At 74.9% G+C, this 16,458-nt stretch carries 14 protein-coding genes; 5 read left to right on the top strand and 9 right to left on the bottom strand.

From position 1 onward, the window contains the following. Nucleotide 1: 1 nt before the first annotated feature. The 3 genes from IE287_RS16040 to IE287_RS16030 are packed head-to-tail and all read right to left on the bottom strand — an operon-like array spanning nucleotide 2 to nucleotide 3,555. Nucleotides 2-787: a 3-oxoacyl-ACP reductase gene (locus tag IE287_RS16040; RefSeq protein WP_189849727.1), complete on the bottom strand. Its 786-nt coding sequence runs from the start codon at nucleotides 785-787 to the stop codon at nucleotides 2-4. Between the two features lie 5 nt (nucleotides 788-792). Beyond that, a complete protein-coding gene (locus tag IE287_RS16035) occupies nucleotides 793-2,148 on the bottom strand; it encodes an aldehyde dehydrogenase family protein (protein WP_189849726.1) in 1,356 nt (451 codons plus the stop codon). A gap of 42 nt (nucleotides 2,149-2,190) precedes the next feature. Continuing rightward, a complete protein-coding gene (locus tag IE287_RS16030; RefSeq protein WP_189849725.1) occupies nucleotides 2,191-3,555 on the bottom strand; it encodes a glutamine synthetase family protein in 1,365 nt (454 codons plus the stop codon). Nucleotides 3,556-3,596: 41 nt separating this feature from the next. Here IE287_RS16030 and IE287_RS16025 point away from each other — a divergent pair, with 41 nt between their 5' ends. Then, complete coding sequence (locus IE287_RS16025) at nucleotides 3,597-4,385, top strand: FadR/GntR family transcriptional regulator (protein ID WP_189849724.1); 789 nt, start codon at nucleotides 3,597-3,599, stop codon at nucleotides 4,383-4,385. 96 nt (nucleotides 4,386-4,481) lie between these two features. Next, a complete protein-coding gene (locus IE287_RS16020; protein ID WP_189849723.1) occupies nucleotides 4,482-5,183 on the top strand; it encodes a gamma-glutamyl-gamma-aminobutyrate hydrolase family protein in 702 nt (233 codons plus the stop codon). An 85-nt stretch (nucleotides 5,184-5,268) separates the two neighbouring features. On the opposite strand, the gene IE287_RS16015 is transcribed toward IE287_RS16020, so the two are convergent. Next, nucleotides 5,269-6,714 carry a purine-cytosine permease family protein gene (locus tag IE287_RS16015; protein WP_189849722.1) on the bottom strand — a complete coding sequence of 482 codons (1,446 nt, stop codon included), beginning with the start codon at nucleotides 6,712-6,714 and terminating at the stop codon, nucleotides 5,269-5,271. 67 nt (nucleotides 6,715-6,781) lie between these two features. Between IE287_RS16015 and IE287_RS16010 the strand changes: the two genes are divergently transcribed. Together IE287_RS16010 and IE287_RS16005 are read left to right on the top strand one after the other, a co-directional pair. Further along, entirely contained in the window at nucleotides 6,782-7,570 is a 789-nt protein-coding gene (locus tag IE287_RS16010) for a TetR/AcrR family transcriptional regulator (RefSeq protein ID WP_189849721.1), read from the top strand. Nucleotides 7,571-7,858: 288 nt separating this feature from the next. Then, nucleotides 7,859-9,490 (top strand): amidohydrolase, encoded by a 1,632-nt coding sequence (locus IE287_RS16005; protein WP_189849720.1) that lies wholly within the window; start codon nucleotides 7,859-7,861, stop codon nucleotides 9,488-9,490. 176 nt (nucleotides 9,491-9,666) lie between these two features. On the opposite strand, the gene IE287_RS16000 is transcribed toward IE287_RS16005, so the two are convergent. Beyond that, nucleotides 9,667-10,812 (bottom strand): LysR family transcriptional regulator, encoded by a 1,146-nt coding sequence (locus tag IE287_RS16000; protein WP_229883514.1) that lies wholly within the window; start codon nucleotides 10,810-10,812, stop codon nucleotides 9,667-9,669. Nucleotides 10,813-10,882: 70 nt separating this feature from the next. Between IE287_RS16000 and IE287_RS15995 the strand changes: the two genes are divergently transcribed. Then, nucleotides 10,883-12,043, top strand: a complete 1,161-nt coding sequence (locus IE287_RS15995; protein ID WP_189849719.1) for a TDT family transporter — start codon at nucleotides 10,883-10,885, stop codon at nucleotides 12,041-12,043. Here IE287_RS15995 and IE287_RS15990 read toward each other — a convergent pair. The 4 genes from IE287_RS15990 to IE287_RS15975 form a co-directional block, all read right to left on the bottom strand. Next, complete coding sequence (locus IE287_RS15990; RefSeq protein ID WP_189849718.1) at nucleotides 11,970-12,713, bottom strand: helical backbone metal receptor; 744 nt, start codon at nucleotides 12,711-12,713, stop codon at nucleotides 11,970-11,972. The genes IE287_RS15995 and IE287_RS15990 overlap by 74 nt on opposite strands. Beyond that, nucleotides 12,710-13,261, bottom strand: coding sequence for a helix-turn-helix domain-containing protein (locus IE287_RS15985; RefSeq protein ID WP_189849717.1), 552 nt, complete (start codon nucleotides 13,259-13,261; stop codon nucleotides 12,710-12,712). Before IE287_RS15985 ends, IE287_RS15990 begins: the two co-directional genes overlap by 4 nt. A 164-nt stretch (nucleotides 13,262-13,425) precedes the next feature. After that, the gene (locus IE287_RS15980) at nucleotides 13,426-15,219 is read right to left on the bottom strand and encodes an ABC transporter permease/substrate binding protein (protein ID WP_189849716.1); all 1,794 of its coding nucleotides are present in this window, start codon (nucleotides 15,217-15,219) and stop codon (nucleotides 13,426-13,428) included. After that, complete coding sequence (locus tag IE287_RS15975; protein ID WP_189849715.1) at nucleotides 15,212-16,261, bottom strand: quaternary amine ABC transporter ATP-binding protein; 1,050 nt, start codon at nucleotides 16,259-16,261, stop codon at nucleotides 15,212-15,214. Before IE287_RS15975 ends, IE287_RS15980 begins: the two co-directional genes overlap by 8 nt. Between the last annotated feature and the right edge of the window lie 197 nt (nucleotides 16,262-16,458).

The following is a 16,458-nucleotide window of genomic DNA, read 5'->3' as shown; positions in this document are numbered from 1 at the left end:
CCTAGAGGGGGGTCACGTAGGCGCCGGAGATGCCGCCGTCGACCAGGAAGTCGGCGGCGTTGACGAACGACGAGTCGTCGCTCGCGAGGAAGGCGACGGCCGCCGCGATCTCGTCCGCCTCGGCGAACCGGCCGACGGGGATGTGGACGAGCCGGCGGGCGGCCCGCTCCGGGTCCTTGGCGAACAGCTCCCGCAGGAGCGGGGTGTTGACCGGTCCGGGGCAGAGCGCGTTGACCCGGATGCCCTCGCGGGCGAACTGGACGCCGAGCTCGCGGGACATGGCCAGGACGCCGCCCTTGGAGGCCGTGTACGAGATCTGGCTGGTCGCCGCGCCCATGATCGCCACGAAGGAGGCGGTGTTGATGATGGAGCCCCTGCCCTGGCGCCGCATGTACGGCAGGGCGGCCTTGCAGCAGAGGTAGACGGAGGTCAGGTTGACGTCCTGGACGCGCTTCCACGCCTCCAGGCCGGTCTCCAGGATGGAGTCGTCGTCGGGCGGGGAGATGCCGGCGTTGTTGAAGGCGATGTCGACGGAGCCGTAGGTGTCGAAGGCGACGCGGAAGAGGTTCTCGACCTCTTCCGGGTCGGTGACGTCGACCTGGACGAAGGTGCCGCCGACCTCCTCGGCCGCCGCCTTCCCCGCCTCCTCGTCGATGTCGCCGCAGACGACGTGCGCGCCCTCGGAGGCGAGCCGGCGGGCGGTGGCCAGGCCGATGCCGCTGCCGGCGCCGGTGATGACGGCGGTGCGGCCGACGAGGCGGCGGCAGATGATCTCTTCGGTGCTCATGCGGTTCAGGCCTCCGTGCTGAGGAAGACGTTCTTGGTCTCGGTGAAGGCGGTCAGGGCGTCGGGGCCGAGTTCCCGGCCGAGGCCGGACCGGCCGAAGCCGCCGAAGGGGGTCCAGTAGCGGACGCTGGAGTGGGAGTTGACGGAGAGGTTCCCGGCCCGGACGGCCCGGGAGGTGCGCAGGGCGCGGCCGACGTCGCGGGTCCAGATGGAGCCGGACAGGCCGTACGGGGTGGCGTTGGCGAGCCGGATCGCGTCGGCCTCGTCCTCGAAGGGGAGGACGACGGCGACGGGGCCGAAGACCTCCTCGACGGCGCAGGGGGCGTCCTCGGGCAGGCCGGTGAGGACGGTGGGCGGGTACCAGAAGCCGGGGCCCTCGGGCGCCTTGCCCCGGATGGCCTCGGCGCCCTCGGGGACGTACCCGCGGACCCGGTCGAGCTGGGCGCGGGAGATGAGCGGCCCCATCTGGGTCCGCTCGTCGAGCGGGTCGCCGACGACGGTCGCCTCGACGGCGGGGGCGAGCAGGGCGAGGAAGCGGTCGTACACGCTCCGCTGCACGAGGATGCGGGTGCGGGCGCAGCAGTCCTGGCCGCTGTTGTCGAGGAAGGCCATGGGGGCGGCGGCGGCCGCCGCCTCGACGTCAGCGTCGGCGAAGACGATGTTGGGGCTCTTGCCGCCGAGTTCGAGGGTGAGCCGCTTCACCTGGTCGGCGGCCCTGGCCATGACGTGCCGGCCGGTGCGGGTGGAGCCGGTGAAGACGATCTTGGCGATGCCGGGGTGCTCGACGAGGGCGTTCCCGGCGACGGGGCCCTCGCCGGGGAGGACCTGGAAGAGGTGGTCGGGGAGTCCGGCCTCCAGGGCGAGTTCGGCGAGGCGGAGCGCGGTGAGCGGGGTGGTCTCGGCCGGTTTGAGGACGACGGCGTTGCCGGCGGCGAGGGCGGGCGCGGTGGCCCAGGCGGCGATCGGCATGGGGAAGTTCCAGGGCGCGATGACGCCGACGACGCCGAGGGGTTCGAGGATCGTGACGTCGAGGCCTCCCCGGACGGGGATCTGGCGTCCGTTCAGGCGCTCCGCTCCTCCGGCCGCGTAGTCGAGGAGGTCGCGGACGTTGCCCGCCTCCCAGCGGGCGTTGCCGAGGGTGTGGCCGGCCTCCCGGACCTCCAGGAGGGCCAGTTCCTCGGTGTGCGCGTCGACGACAGCGGCGAAGCGGCGGAGCAGCCGGGCCCGGTCGGCGGGGGCGGCGGCGGCCCACGCGGTCTGCGCGGCGGCGGCCCGGGCGACGGCGGCGTCGACGTCCTCGGGGCCGGCGGCGGGGACCGTGGCGACGACTTCCTCCGTCGCCGGGTTCAGTACCTGGAGCAACTTCCGTTCCTCTCGGAGGGGTGCGGTGGCGTGCGGAGGGCTTCAGTGGCGTTCGAAGGAGCGGCGGAGTTCCCAGTCGGTGACCGCCGCGTCGAAGGCGGCGAGTTCGACGCGGGCCATGTTGCGGTAGTGGGCGACGACCTCGGGGCCGAAGGCCTCCTTGGCGATCTCGCTGGTCTCCCAGAGTTCGGCGGCCTCGCGCAGGGTGGTGGGGACGTGGGCGTGGTCGGCGGCGTAGGCGTTCCCGGTGCAGGGCGGCGGGAGTTCGAGGCCCCGCTCGATGCCGTGGAGTCCGGCGGCGATCATCGCGGCGACGGCGAGGTAGGGGTTGACGTCGCCGCCGGGCAGGCGGTTCTCGAAGCGGGTGGAGGGCCCGTGGCCGACGGTCCGCAGGGCGCAGGTCCGGTTGTCGGGGCCCCAGGCGACGGCGGTGGGGGCGAAGGAGCCGGGCTGGAAGCGCTTGTAGGAGTTGACGTTGGGGGCGTAGAGGAGGGAGAAGTCCCGCATCGCGGCCAGCTGCCCGGCGAGGAAGCGGCGCATGACCTCCGACATGCCGTGCTCGTCCTCCCCGGCCATGGCGTTGGTCCCGGTCGCGTCCTGGAGGGAGAGGTGGATGTGGCAGGAGTTGCCCTCGCGCTCGTTGTACTTGGCCATGAAGGTGAGCGAGACGCCTTCCTGGGAGGCGATCTCCTTGGCGCCGGTCTTGTAGACGGCGTGCTGGTCGCAGGTGACGAGGGCCTCGTCGTAGCGGAAGGCGATCTCGTGCTGGCCGGGGTTGCACTCGCCCTTGGCCGATTCGACGGTGAGGCCGGCGGCGGCCATCTCGTTGCGGATGCGGCGCAGCAGCGGCTCGACGCGGCCGCCGCCGAGGATCGAGTAGTCGACGTTGTACCGGTTGGCCGGGGTGAGGTCCCGGTAGCCGGTGTCCCAGGCCCGCTCGTAGGTGTCCGCGAAGACGATGAACTCCAGCTCGGTGCCGGCGTGGGCGGTGAGGCCGTGGGCGGCGAGGCGGTCCAGCTGGCGGCGGAGGATCTGGCGGGGGGCGGCGGCGACGGGCGAGCCGTCGGCCCAGGCCAGGTCGGCGGTGACCAGGGCGCTCGCCTCGTTCCAGGGGACGCGGCGCAGGGTGGCGAGGTCGGGGCGCATGGCGAAGTCGCCGTAGCCGCGCTCCCAGGAGGACATGGCGTAGCCGCCGACGGTGTTCATCTCGGTGTCGACGGCGAGGAGGTAGTCGCACCCCTCGGTGCCGTGGGCGAGGACCTCGCCGAGGAAGAAGGGGGCGGCGAACCGCTTCCCCTGGAGCCGGCCCTGCATGTCGGGGAAGGCCAGGACGACGGTGTCGATCTCACCGGCCGCCACGAGGGCGCGCAGTTCCTCGACGGTCAGCGGGGGTGTGCGGTCTGCCACGGGACGACTCTCCTCGTTCGGCCTGCCGGGAGTCATAAGGTATGGGCCGAGACCATTGCTTGGGAAGTGTCAGGGGAAGGGGTGGCGAGAAGGTGATCCGTACGGGTGAACCGGGCGGCCCGGACGACCGGTTGGCGCCGGTGCTGCGTCCGGTCCGGGCCGGGAACGGCTTCGAGGAGGCCCTGGAGCAGATCCTCCAGGTGGTCCGCCTGGGCCTGGTGCCGGACGGCGGACGGCTGCCCGCCGAGCGGGAGCTGGCCGAGCGGATGGGGATCAGCCGGGTGACGCTGCGCGAGGTCCTCAAGGTGCTCCAGGAGCAGGGCCTGGTGGAGAGCCGGCGCGGCCGGTACGGGGGGACGTTCGTGCTGCCCCGCCCGCAGGACCCCGACGGGGCGGAGCTGCGCCGGCGGATCGCCCCGGTCGACATGGAGGACGTGCTGCGCTTCCGGGAGGTCCTGGAGGTGGGCGCGGCCGGGCTGTGCGCGGCGCACGGACCGGACGCGGCGGGTGCGGAGCGGCTGCGGGCGGCGCTGGCCGCCACGCACGACGCGACGCCGGCCGACTACCGGCGCCGGGACACGCTGCTCCACCTCACGCTGGCCGAGCTCTCCGGCTCCCCCAGCCTGACGGCGCGGTACGCGGCGGTCCGCGCGACCGTGAACGAACTGCTGGACTGCATCCCCCTCCTCGTCCGCAACCTGGAGCACTCCCAGCACCAGCACACCGCGGTGGTGGAGGCGGTGCTGGCCGGGGACGCGGACGCGGCGCGCGAGGTGATGCGGGAGCACTGCGCGGGGACGGCGGCGCTGCTGCGCGGCTTCCTGGCGTGAAAGGTACGTACACGGCCCATTGACCGCGGGCGGCCCCGGGCACCTCTAGAGTCGGCCCAGCGTCCGTGACCGAGACCCCGCGCAGGAGGCAGTTCCGTGACCCAGCCCGCCAAGCCGCTCATCGGCGTGACGACCTATCTCGACCGGGCGCGCTGGGGGGTGTGGGACATGCCCGCCGCGCTGCTGCCCGCGCAGTATCCGCGGTACGTGCGGGACGGCGGCGGCCTGGCGGTGATGCTGCCGCCGGACGAGCCCTCGGAGGCGGCGGCGGTGCTGGCGCGGCTCGACGGGCTGGTGGTGGCGGGCGGGGCGGACGTGGAGCCCGCGCGGTACGGCGCCGTGCCCGATCCGCGGACCGGCCCGCCGGCCCGGGAGCGGGACGCCTGGGAGCTGGCCCTGATCGGGGCGGCGCTCGCCTCCGGCACCCCGCTGCTCGGCGTCTGCCGGGGGATGCAGCTGCTCAACGTGGCGCTGGGCGGGACGCTGACGCAGCATCTGGACGGGCACGTGGAGGCCCCGGGGGTGATGGGGCGGCATCCGGTGAAGCCGGTGCCGGGGACGCTCTACGCCTCCCTCGTCCCGGAGCAGGCCGAGGTGCCGGCCTACCACCACCAGGCCGTGGACCGGCTGGGCGCGGGCCTGGCGCCCTCCGCCCACGCGGAGGACGGCACGGTGGAGGCGGTCGAGCTGGCGGAGCCGGCCTGGGTGCTCGGGGTCCAGTGGCACCCGGAGATGGGCGAGGACCCGAGGCTCGTCCGGGGGCTGGTCGAGGCCGCGGCGGCCGTACGGCGGCGGTGAGCGGCCGTACGGCGGCGGGAAGGGGACGGGGGCGCGGGGCGGCCGGGGTGGGCGGTCCGGCCGCCCCGCGGTTCGGGGGCCGCGGTCAGGCGGTGGGGAGGGTAGCCGCGACCGCGCGCCGGCCGAGGACCAGGTAGAGGAGGGTGGCGACGGCCATGCCGACGGGCAGCGAGAGGTCCATGCCGACGGCGGAGGCGACCGGCCCCGTGTAGACGCTGTCGACGCACAGGGCGCCGGCCGCGACACCGCCGAGCAGGGCGGTCACGCCGGCCGGGTTGACGCCGCGGACGTACCAGAAGGGGCTGCCGGGGGTCTCGTCGGAGAGGGCGGCCACGTCGTAGCGGTTGCGGCGGAGCAGGATGTCCGTGGCGTAGACGCACATCATCGGGCCGGTGAGGACCGTGATCACCTGGAGGGCGTTGCTGACGGTGTCCAGGAAGTCGGAGACCAGCAGCCCGTAGAGGGTGAGGGCGACGGCGACGGCCCCGTCGAACAGGACGCTGACCGTGCGGCGGATCCGCAGGCCGACGGCCTGGAGGGCGAGACCGGCGCTGTAGGCGGTGAGGGCGTTGATGGCGATGGTGCCGAGGACCAGGGAGAGCAGGAAGACCGGCACGAACCAGCCGGGCAGGATGCCCTGGAGGGCCGTCTGCGGGTCGGACATGTCGACGACGGTGGCGGCGAGGGCGCCGAGCGAGCAGACGATCGCGCTGGGCACGAACGCGCCGAGCGCGTTCCACAGCACGATGGCGCGCGGGGAGCTGTCCCGGGGCAGGTAGCGCGAGAAGTCGGCGCTCGTGGTGTACGAGAGCGGGCCCGAGGCGATCATCGTGGTGCCCGCCAGCAGCAGCGCCCACAGGGGGAGGCCGGAGAGCGACTCGGCGGGGGCGTACGAGAAGTCGGCGTGCCGGAGGACGGCCACGGCGACGACGGCGAACGCCGCGCCGAGGACCAGGGTGATCGGCAGGTACAGCTTGATGATCAGCCCGTGGCCGTAGACGCTGATCGCCAGGGTGAGGGCGGCGATGACCACGATGACCACGACCTTCACCGGGGTGTTCGCCGGGATGCCCGTCTTCTCGACGAGCGCGAAGGCGGCGGTCGCGGCGGCGGCCAGGTTGAGCGCGAAGTAGCAGACGGAGACCAGCCAGCCGCCGACCGCGTTGTTCACGCGGTTGCCGAGGACGCCGTAGAGCGTGCGCGTGACGACCTCGCTGGGCACGCCCGCGGCCGGTCCCGAGGTGGCGAGGACGCCGCTGAGGACCCAGAAGAGGTTGCCGACGACGATCACGCCGATCGCCTGCCCGAGCGTGAGGCCCATGAAGACCAGCGCGCCGCCGATGACGAGGCTGAGGTAGTTGACGTTCGCCGCGGCCCAGACGGAGAACAGCTCGCGGGGGTGGCCGTGGCGTTCGCCGTCGGGGATGTGGTCGATGCCGTGGGCCTCGACGCGGCCGGGTCCGTCGCCCGCCGGCAGGGGTGCCGACCCGCGCTCTGTCCCGGAGCGCGGGTCGGGGATCGTGGAAGCCATGCGGCCCTCCGGTGCGTGATTGCCCACCTGGTTGCTTATTGGTCGCACACTCAATAGCATCCCCGGTATGTCGTCAAGCGTCCAGCGCAAGCGAATTCGGAAATCACCCGAGGCCCGGCGGGCGGAGATCGTGGCGACGGCCGCGCGGATCGCCCTGGCCGAAGGGCTGGAGTGCGTCACCCTGCGGCGCGTCGCCGAGGAGCTCGCCGTCCGGCCCGGCCTGATCAGCCACTACTTCCCCTCGGCGGAGGACCTGGTGGCCGAGGCGTTCTCGGTCGCGGCCCTCGGCGAGCTCGACACCCTGCTGCCGGCCGAGCGGCCGGACGGCACCCCGGCGCAGTACCTGGCCCGCTACTTCGCGCTGTCGTCCGGCGAGGCCTACGACGACATCAGCCGCCTGTGGATCAACGCCCGGCACCTCAGCCGCTACCGGCCCGTCCTGCGGGACGTGGTCACCCGGATGGAACTCGCCTCCGACGACCGCCTGGAGGAACTCGTCCACGACGGCGTCGCCCGCGGCGAGTTCCGCACGGACGACGCCCGGTCGGCGGCCATCCAGATCCTGGTGGTCCTCGACGGCCTCGGCGCCCACGCCAACTCGGACCGCACCGACCGGCCCCCGGCGGTGACCCGGCTGGCCCTCAGCACGGCCGAACGCGCCCTCTCCCTCCCGGACGGCACCCTGGACGCGCCCGGCGCGACGGGAAGCCTGCCGCTCGCCTACTCCCCGGCCGAGGCGGCCGAGGCGGCGGTGCCGCGGCTGGCGGCGACGACGGCCGCGTCGGCGTCGGCCGCCGAACCCACCGAACCCGTCGCAGCCACCGAGTCCACCGCCGCGAGGACGACCGAGGCCTGACGGCCGCGGGGACCCGGCGGCGGGCCGGGCGCGGGCGACGGCGCCGGAGCGCCCCGCACCGCGGCCGCGCGGCGCCCGCGTCCGGTGCGGGAGCGTGCCCCCGTGGCCGCCCCCGCGCCTGAGCCCGTACCCGTACCGGTGCGGGGCCTGCCTCCCGTGGGGCCGTCCCGCGCCCACGCCCCAGCCCGCACCGGTGCGCCGTCGTGCCCCCGCAGACGTGCCGTGCCGACCGGCGCCGTGCCCGCCGCGGCGCCCCTCTCCCGTACCACCACCGCTAGGAGCACCCTCGTGTCCACCCGACTCGTCCTCCACTCCGCCCGACTCCTCGATCCCGCCACCGGGGCCTTCCTCGGGGCGAGCGCGCTCGCCGTGGGCGGGGACGGGCGGATCGCCGCGCTCGGCGACGACCGCGAGGTGCGGGAGCTCGCCGGGGCGGCGACCACCGTCGTCGACCTGAAGGGCGCCGTCGTCACCCCCGGTCTCGTCGACGGGCACGTCCACCCCGTGTCCGGCGCCGAACTCACCGGCGGTCTCGACCTCTCCCGCTGCGCCGGCCTCGCGGACGTGCGGGAGGCGCTGGCGGGCGAGGTGCGCCGCCTCGGCCGGGGCGAGTGGCTGTTCGCCTGGGGGCTCGACCCGAACGTCTTCGGCACCGAGCCGGTCGGCGTCGCCCCCTTCGACGCCGTCCTCGACGGGGTGCCCGCCTTCCTGCTGCTCTTCGACGCGCACTCCGCGCTCGCCTCCCGCCGCGCCCTCGAACTCGCCGGCGTCGACGGCCCGCGCGCCTTCGACCAGGCCTCCGCCGAGATCGTCTGCGACGCCGACGGGCGCCCCACCGGACTGCTCCAGGAGGACGCCGCCTGCGAGCTGGTCGAGCGGGTCGCCCCGCGGCCCACCCGCGCCGAGCGGCTGGAGCGGCTGGCCTCGGCGCTGGACGGGATGGCCGCGGCCGGCCTGACCGGCGGGCACGTCATGGACGCCAACGGCGACAGCCTCGACCTCTTCACCGAGCTGGACGCCACGGGCCGGCTGCCGCTGCGGCTGCGCGTGGCCCCCTGGTGCCAGCCCGGCACCGACGCGTCCGGCGTGGAGGAGCTGATCGCGCTCCAGGGACGCGGCGGCGACCTCTGGCAGGTCGCCGGCGTGAAGCTCTTCATGGACGGCACGATCGACAACGGCACCGCCTGGCTGGAGAAGCCCGACTGCCACGGCGAGTCCACCCACGCCTTCTGGCCCGACCCGGAGGCGTACACGCGGATCGTCGGCGCGCTGCACCGCGCCGGGGTGCCGACGGCGACCCACGCCATCGGCGACGCCGCCGTCCGGCACGTCCTCGACGCCGTCGAGAAGGCGCGCGCCACCGGCGGCGACCCGGGGGTGCGCCACCGGGTCGAGCACATCGAGACGGTCCCGGACGACACCCTGGGCCGCTTCGCCGAGCTCGGCGTCATCGCCTCCATGCAGCCCACCCACTGCTGCGACTTCACCCGCGCCGACCACACCGACAACTGGTCCCGCCGGCTCGGCGAGGAGCGCGCCGGACGCGCCTGGCGCTGCCGGGACCTGGTCGACTCCGGGGCGACCGTGGTGCTGGGCTCGGACTGGCCGATCGCCCCCTTCCCGCCGCTGGGCGTGCTGGCCGGCGCCGTGCACCGCCGCCCGACCCGCGACCTCGCGCAGCCGCCGCACGGCCCCGGGCAGGCCCTGACCGCGCTGGAGGCGCTGCGCGGCCTGACGACCGGCGCGGCCCACGCGGCCGGCGAGGAACGCGTCTCCGGCCGGCTCGCCCTCGGGCACCGTGCCGACCTGACGGTCCTGGCCGCCGACCCGCTCACCACGCCGGCCGCGGAGCTCCCCGACGTCCCCGTCCTGCTGACGACGGTCGACGGGCGGATCACCCACCGCGCACCGGGCCTGTAGAACACGACGCGGCACGGCGAGGCGGAAGCCCCGGCCCGCCCCGAAGAGCCCCGCCCCGGAGAGCCCCGGCCCGCCCCGAAGAGCCCCGGCCCGGCCCGGAGAGCCCCCGGGGCGGGCCGGAAGCTCCCCGTCGGACGCGGAATCCGGCGGCCCCGCCGGACCCCGGCCGGCGTCGGTCAGCCGCCCGGGCGGGCCCGGGTCAGGGAGAGCAGGTCGCGGGCCGGGCCGGTGGGGCGGTGGCCGGTGGGCCAGACGGCGCGCAGGTCGCGGCTGAGCCGGGCGCCCGCGACCGGGACCGCGACCAGGCGGCGGGAGGACAGCTCCTCCGCGATGGCCAGCTCGCTGAGGACCGCCGGGCCCGCGCCGCTGACGGCCGCCGCCTTCACGGCGGTGGTGGAGGCCAGTTCGAGCAGCGGGCGGGCGAGACCGCCGTGGCCGGCGAGGGCCGCGTCGAGGACCTGCCGGGTGCCCGAGCCGTGCTCGCGGAGCACCAGCGGGGTGGCGGCCAGCTCGGCCGGGTCGATCGGGGCCCGGCGGCGCGCCCACGGGTGGGAGGGCGCGGTCACCACCGCGAGCCGGTCGTGGGCGACGACCGTGCCGTCGAGGCCGTCCGGCACGGCCAGCCCCTCGACGAAGCCGAGGTCCGCCTCCCCCGCGAGCAGCCGCTCGGCGACCACCGCCGAGTTCCCCGCCTGGAGCGACACGGCGGTGTCCGGCCGCTCGGCGCGCAGCGCGATCAGCCAGCCCGGCAGCAGGTACTCGGCGATCGTCATCGAGGCGACGACCCGCAGCCGCGAGTCCCGGCGCCCGCGCAGCGCCTGCACCCCGGCGTCGAAGGCCTCGGCGGACTCCACGATCCGCCGCGCCCAGTCGGTGACCAGCGCGCCCGCGTCGGTGAGCCGGGAGCCGCGCGGGGAACGGTCGACGAGCGCCACGCCGAGCTGCCGCTCCATGGAGCGGATCCGGCTGCTGGCGGCCGGCTGGGTGATGCCGACCTCGCGGGCGGCGGCGCCGAGGCTGCCGTGCCGGGCGACGGCGAGGAGCAGTTCGAGGGCGCCGAGGTCGGGGACGCGGTGGGAGAGGTGCGCGGTCACGGACGCGCGCGCGTCACCCGCCCCCGTCGCCCCCGCCCCCGCCCCCGCCCCCGCCCCCGCGAGACCCTTGGCGCCCGGACCCGGACCCCCGCCCGCACCCGCGCCGGCCGCCACGATCGCGGCCGCGGCCGTCCGGCTCCCCGGGCCGGCGCCCGCGCCCCCGCCCGCGCCCTCACCCGTACTCGTGTCCCGCTCCGCCGCCTCGTCGCCGTCCCGCTCCCTGCTCATAAAGCCAGCTTATGACGTCATAGGCCCATGATCCCTGGTGGGGGCCCTGACCAGGGGAGACGGTGGATCCATGGCAAGCCTCGCACCCTCCGGCCCCCTCCTCGGCGCCACCACCCCGCGCGCCCGCACGACCCGCTCGGTCCGTCACCTCGGACCCAACTGGTACGCCGCCGTGATGGGCACCTCCGTCGTCGGCACCGCGGGGGCCGCGCTCCCCGTCACCGTGCCCGGTCTCCGTACCGTCTGCACCGCCGTCTGGGCGCTCTCCCTCGCGATGCTGCTGACCCTGCTCACCGCACGGGCCGCGCACTGGCGCCACCACGGCGACCAGGCCCGCGCCCACCTCCTGGACCCGGCCGTGGCCCCCTTCTACGGCTGTCTGTCGATGGCGCTGCTCGCCGTCGGCGGCGGCACGCTCACCCTCGGCCGGGACTGGATCGGCCTTCCCGCCGCCGTCGCCCTGGACACCGTCCTGTTCGCCGCCGGGACCGCCGTGGGACTGGCCGCCGCCGTCACCGTGCCGTACCTGATGGTGGTCCGGCACCGGATCGAACAGGCCTCCCCCGTCTGGCTGCTGCCCGTCGTCGCGCCCATGGTCTCCGCCGCGCTCGGCCCGCTGCTCCTGCCCCACCTGCCCGAGGGCCAGGCCCGGCAGACCCTCCTGATCGCCTGCTACGCGATGTTCGGCATCAGCCTGCTCGCCACCCTGGTGATGCTGCCGCTGGTCTTCGGCCGGCTGGTCCTCGACGGGCCGCTCCCGCTCGCGCTCACCCCGACGCTCTTCCTCGTCCTCGGCCCGCTCGGGCAGTCGACCACCGCCGCCAACGCCTTCGCCGACGCCGCGGCCGGCGTCCTCCCCGATCCCTACGCGCACGGCTTCGCCGCCTTCGCCGTCCTCTACGGCGTGCCGGTCACGGGCTTCGCCCTGCTGTGGCTGGCACTGGCCGGGGCGATGGTGGTGCGGGCCCGGCGCGCGGGCATGGGCTTCGCGATGACCTGGTGGGCCTTCACCTTCCCCGTCGGCACCTGCGTCACCGGTGCCGAGGGGCTCGCCCGCCACACCGGCCTTGAGGCCTTCCGCTGGCTGGCGGTCGCGCTGTACGCGCTGCTCGCCGCGGCCTGGCTGGTGGCCGGGGTCCACACCGTGCGCGGGCTGCTCAGCGGAGCGCTGCTCGAAGGTCCCGCGCGAGCAGCCGGGGCGCCCGCGCCAGCGACGGCCCGTACCAGGTGAGCATCCGCCCGTCGACGAGCGCGGCCGCGGCCCCGGGGAACGCCTCGGGGCCGTCGTCCGGAGTGAAGCGGTAGGGCTCGTCCGGGAGGACCACCAGCTCCGGACCGGCCCCGGTCAGCTCGGCGAGCGGCACGCGCGGATAGCGCTCGGGGTGGTCCGCGTACAGGTTGCGGACGCCGAGGCGGGCGAGGAGGTCGCCGGCGAAGGTGTCCCGGCCGAGGACCATCCAGGGCCGCCGCCAGATCGGCACGACCGCGGCGGCTCCGCCGGCCACCGGCTCCACGGCGGCCCAGGCCTCCTCGGCCTCGGCCAGCCAGCGCGGGCGGCGGGGCGCGCCGCAGGCGGCGAGGACCTCCCCGAGGACGGTCAGGCCCTGGTCGAGGGTGCGGACCGTGGTGACGAGGACCTGGGCGCCGCCGTCCCGCAGGGCCTCCAGATCGGCGGGGCGGTTCTCCTCCTCGTTGGCGAGGACGAGGTCGGGGCGGAGTGCGAGGACGGCGGGCACGTCGGGGTTCTTGGTGCCGCCGATCCGGGCCGCGTCGAGCCCGGCGGGGTGGACGCACCAGTCGGTGGCGCCGACGAGCAGGCCCGGCGCGGTGACGGCGACCGCCTCGGTGAGCGAGGGCACCAGGGAGACGACGCGCGGGGCCCGCCCGCGGAGCCGCGTCACTCCTCCTCGACCTCGACGTGCTCGGCGACCGCGACGACGAGGAGGCGGGTGCCCGGCTCGGTGGCGCGCCAGCGGTGCCGGACGCCGCCGGAGAGGTACAGGGAGTCGCCGCGGCCGAGCCGGTGGGCACGGCCCTCGGCCTCGACCTCGGCGGCGCCGTCGGCGACGTAGAGCAGCTCGTCGTTGCGGTGCTGGAACTCGCGGCCCGCGTCCTGCTCGCCGGTGAACTCCAGGGCGTGCAGCTGGTGTCGGCCCCGGACCAGGCGGCGCACCCCGTCCGGCATGGCGGCGGCGCCCTCGTCGGAGCGGACGACGTCGACGGTGCGGGCGGCCTCGGCGGCGGCGAGGAGTTCGCCGGCGGTGGTCTGGAGGGCCTCGGCGACCAGTTCCAGGGAGCGGCGGCTGGGGCGGGCGCGCTCGTTCTCGATCTGGCTGAGGAAGGGCACGGAGAGACCGCTGCGGGAGGCGACGACCGCCAGGGTGAGCCGGAGGGCCTTGCGGCGCCTCTTGACGGCCGCGCCCACGCGGGGTGCTTCCTTCTCGTCCACGGCGGCTCCCTCCCTCTGCTGGCTGCCTCGTCGCGCACCGGCCGGTTACCTGCACCTTACGCAGCTTTGGACCGGGGTTTCGCGTCGTGGCGGAAAGGGGTGCCGAAAGGGGTGGCCGCCGGTACGTTCGGCGACCACCCCTCTCCGTCGGGTGACGGTGCGGATCACTGCGGGGCGAGCTGCTCCGCGAGGCCGGGCTGTCCGTCCAGCCAGGTCCGGACGGCCTCCTGCTCCTTGCCCTTGCCGGTCTTCTGGATCTGCGCCTCCAGACCGGTGAGCTGCTCCTCGTCGAGCTGGAAGTCCTTCAGCCAGGCGCCGACCTCGGGGTTCTCCTCGGAGAAGCCCTTGCGGGCCAGGGTGTGGACGCCGTCGCCCTCGCCCCAGACGCCCTTCGGGTCGGCGAGCTTGGTCAGGTCGTGGGCGGAGTAGGCCCAGTGCGGGGACCAGAGGGTGACGACGATCGGCTCCTTGCGCTCGGAGGCGCGCTTCAGCTCGGCGAGCATGCCGGGCGTGGAACCGTCGACGACCTCGTACTCGCCCTCCAGGCCGTACTCCTTCAGGACCTTGTCCTTGAGGATGCCCATCATTCCGGCGCTGGGCTCGATGCCGACGATGCGGCCCTTGAAGCGGTCGCCCTTGCCCTTGAGGTCGGCGAGGGACTTCACGTCCTTCACGTACGAGGGGACGGTGAGCTCCAGGGAGGTGGGGCCGTACCAGGAGCCGAGGTCCTCCAGCTTGTTCCCGTACTTCTCCAGGTACTGGGCGTGGGTGACGGGGAGCCAGGCGTCGGTCTGGAAGTCGAGCTGCCCGCCGGCGAGCCCGGTGTAGAGAGCGCCGGCCTCCAGCTGCCTGGTCTCCACCTCGTAGCCGCGGCGCTCCAGCAGCTCCTTCCACAGGTAGGTGGAGGCGATGCCCTCGTCCCACGGGATGTAGCCGATGCCGATCTTCTTGCCGTGGCCGGACGCGGCGCCGGCCGGGGATCCCGTGCCGAGGAAGCCGGAGCCGCCCGCGACGAGCGCGAGGACGACGATGCCGACGAGCGCGGTGACGGGCTGCGGGCGGTGCGCCCACAGCTGCGCGGCGCGCCGCTTGGCGGTGGCCGCGCGGGCCTTGGCGAGGGCGCGGCGGCCGAGCGGGGAGACCTGGCGGCCCAGGGCGCCCGTCATCCGGTCGAGGTACATGGCGAGGACGACAATGGAGACGCCGGCCTCGAAGCCGAGGCCGATGTCGACGTTGCCGATGGCCCGGTAGACGGCGCCGCCGAGGCCGCCGCCGCCGACCATGCCGGCGATGACGACCATGGACAGGCCGAGCATGATGACCTGGTTGACGCCGGCCATGATGGTCGGGACGGCGAGGGGCAGCTGCACCCGCAACAGGGTGTTGCGCGGGGTGGTGCCGAACGCCTCGGCGGCCTCGACGAGTTCGGAGTCGACCTGACGGATGCCCAGCTCGGTCATGCGGACGCCGGGCGGCAGCGCGAAGACGATGGTGGCGATGATGCCGGGGACGACGCCGACGCCGAAGAAGATGATGCCGGGGATGAGGTAGACCATCGCCGGCATGGTCTGCATGAAGTCGAGGACGGGCCGCAGCACGGCACTGACCGTCTTCGACCGGGCCGCCCAGACGCCGAGCGGGACGGCGATCACCAGGGTGACGAGCGTGGCGACGAGGACCAGCGAGAGCGTCGCCATCGCCTCGTCCCAGAGCTGGACGGAGTCGACGAGCGCGAAGCCGGCGAAGGAGACCAGGCCGGTGGCGAGGCCGCGCAGCCACCAGGCGACGACGGCGAGGATGCCGGCGAGCAGCAGCGGCTGCGGCGCCGACAGGACGGCGTCGATGCCGTCGTACAGGCCGGTGATGCCACCGCTGACGGCGTCGAAGAGCCACGCGAACTGCGCCTGGAGCCAGTCGACGGAGCTGTCGACCCAGGAGCCGAGGGGGAGCCTAGGCACCGACGGTCACCTCCTCGGCCGCGAGCCCGCCGAGCACGGCGAGGAGCTTTTCCTTCCGTACGACTCCGAGGGTGGAGCCGCCGGCGTCCCGGACGGTCACCGGGTGCGGGCCCGCGGCGGCGAGGGCGCACAAGTCGGCCAGGAGCGTGTCCGGGCCGACGACCGGCGCGTCCGGGTCGGCCGGGCCCTCGGCGTCGGTCATGACGGCGGAGGCGGTGAGCACCCGGGAACGGTCGACGTCCTGGATGAAGGAGGCCACGTAGTCGTCGGCGGGCCGGACCAGGATGTCCTCGGCGGAGCCGAGCTGCACGATCCGGCCGCCGCGCATGACGGCGATGCGGTCGCCGAGGCGCATGGCCTCGTTGAGGTCGTGGGTGATGAAGACGATGGTCTTCTTCAGCTTCTTCTGGAGCACCAGGAGCTGGTCCTGCATGTCGCGGCGGATCAGCGGGTCGAGGGCGCTGAAGGACTCGTCCATGAGGAGCAGGTCGGCGTCGGTGGCGAGCGCCCGGGCGAGGCCCACGCGCTGCTGCATGCCGCCGGAGAGCTCGTCGGGCCAGGACTTCTCCCAGCCGGCCAGACCGCACAGGGAGAGCGCCTCGGCGGCGCGGGTCTCGCGCTCGGCGCGCGGGACGCCCTGGACCTCCAGGCCGTAGCCGGCGTTCTCCAGGACGGTGCGGTGCGGGAAGAGCGCGAAGTGCTGGAAGACCATGCTGATGCGGCGGGAGCGGACCTCGCGCAGGGCGCGGGGGGAGAGCGCGGTGAGGTCCTCGCCGTCGTACAGGACGCGGCCCGCGGTCGGTTCGAGCAGGCCGTTGAGCATGCGCAGGAGGGTCGACTTGCCCGATCCGGAGAGGCCCATGACCACGAAGATCTGCCCCGGCTCGACCACGAAGGACGCGTCGACGACGGCGGCGGTGACGCCGTCCTCGCGCAGCGCGTCGCGGTCGGCGCCCGCCACGAGGGCACGGACGGCGTCGGATTCGTCGGCGGGGCGTCTGCCGAACACCTTGAACAGGTGGTCGGCCTGAAGCCTGGACACATACACCTCACGGGTAGCAGGGAGGGACGGCCCGCCACCCCCGCGACCGGGCCGTGGAACGCGGCGGGATCTGCCCGCCCACCCGTCGCGTACGGGGCCCACTGCCTGGGACCCCTTACCGGGTGCGCTCCGGGCTCGCGCCTGCCCTGGGCCCCCGGGGACAAACGCGAAGGTGACGGGGGTCACGACGACGGGGG

The organism is Streptomyces omiyaensis (genome assembly GCF_014650895.1).
GTDB lineage: Bacteria > Actinomycetota > Actinomycetes > Streptomycetales > Streptomycetaceae > Streptomyces > Streptomyces omiyaensis.
The sequence above is the reverse complement of the archived record's forward strand: the minus strand, read 5'-3'. Positions and strand labels throughout refer to the sequence as shown.

Bases quoted from the DNA above. Each gene is read 5' to 3' on its own strand.
- IE287_RS16040 (WP_189849727.1), bottom strand. From the start codon at position 787: ATGAGCACCGAAGAGATCATCTGCCGCCGCCTCGTCGGCCGCACCGCC.
- IE287_RS16025 (WP_189849724.1), top strand. From the start codon at position 3,597: ATGGGCCGAGACCATTGCTTGGGAAGTGTCAGGGGAAGGGGTGGCGAG.
- IE287_RS16015 (WP_189849722.1), bottom strand. From the start codon at position 6,714: ATGGCTTCCACGATCCCCGACCCGCGCTCCGGGACAGAGCGCGGGTCG.
- IE287_RS16010 (WP_189849721.1), top strand. From the start codon at position 6,782: ATGTCGTCAAGCGTCCAGCGCAAGCGAATTCGGAAATCACCCGAGGCC.
- IE287_RS16000 (WP_229883514.1), bottom strand. From the start codon at position 10,812: ATGAGCAGGGAGCGGGACGGCGACGAGGCGGCGGAGCGGGACACGAGT.
- IE287_RS15995 (WP_189849719.1), top strand. From the start codon at position 10,883: ATGGCAAGCCTCGCACCCTCCGGCCCCCTCCTCGGCGCCACCACCCCG.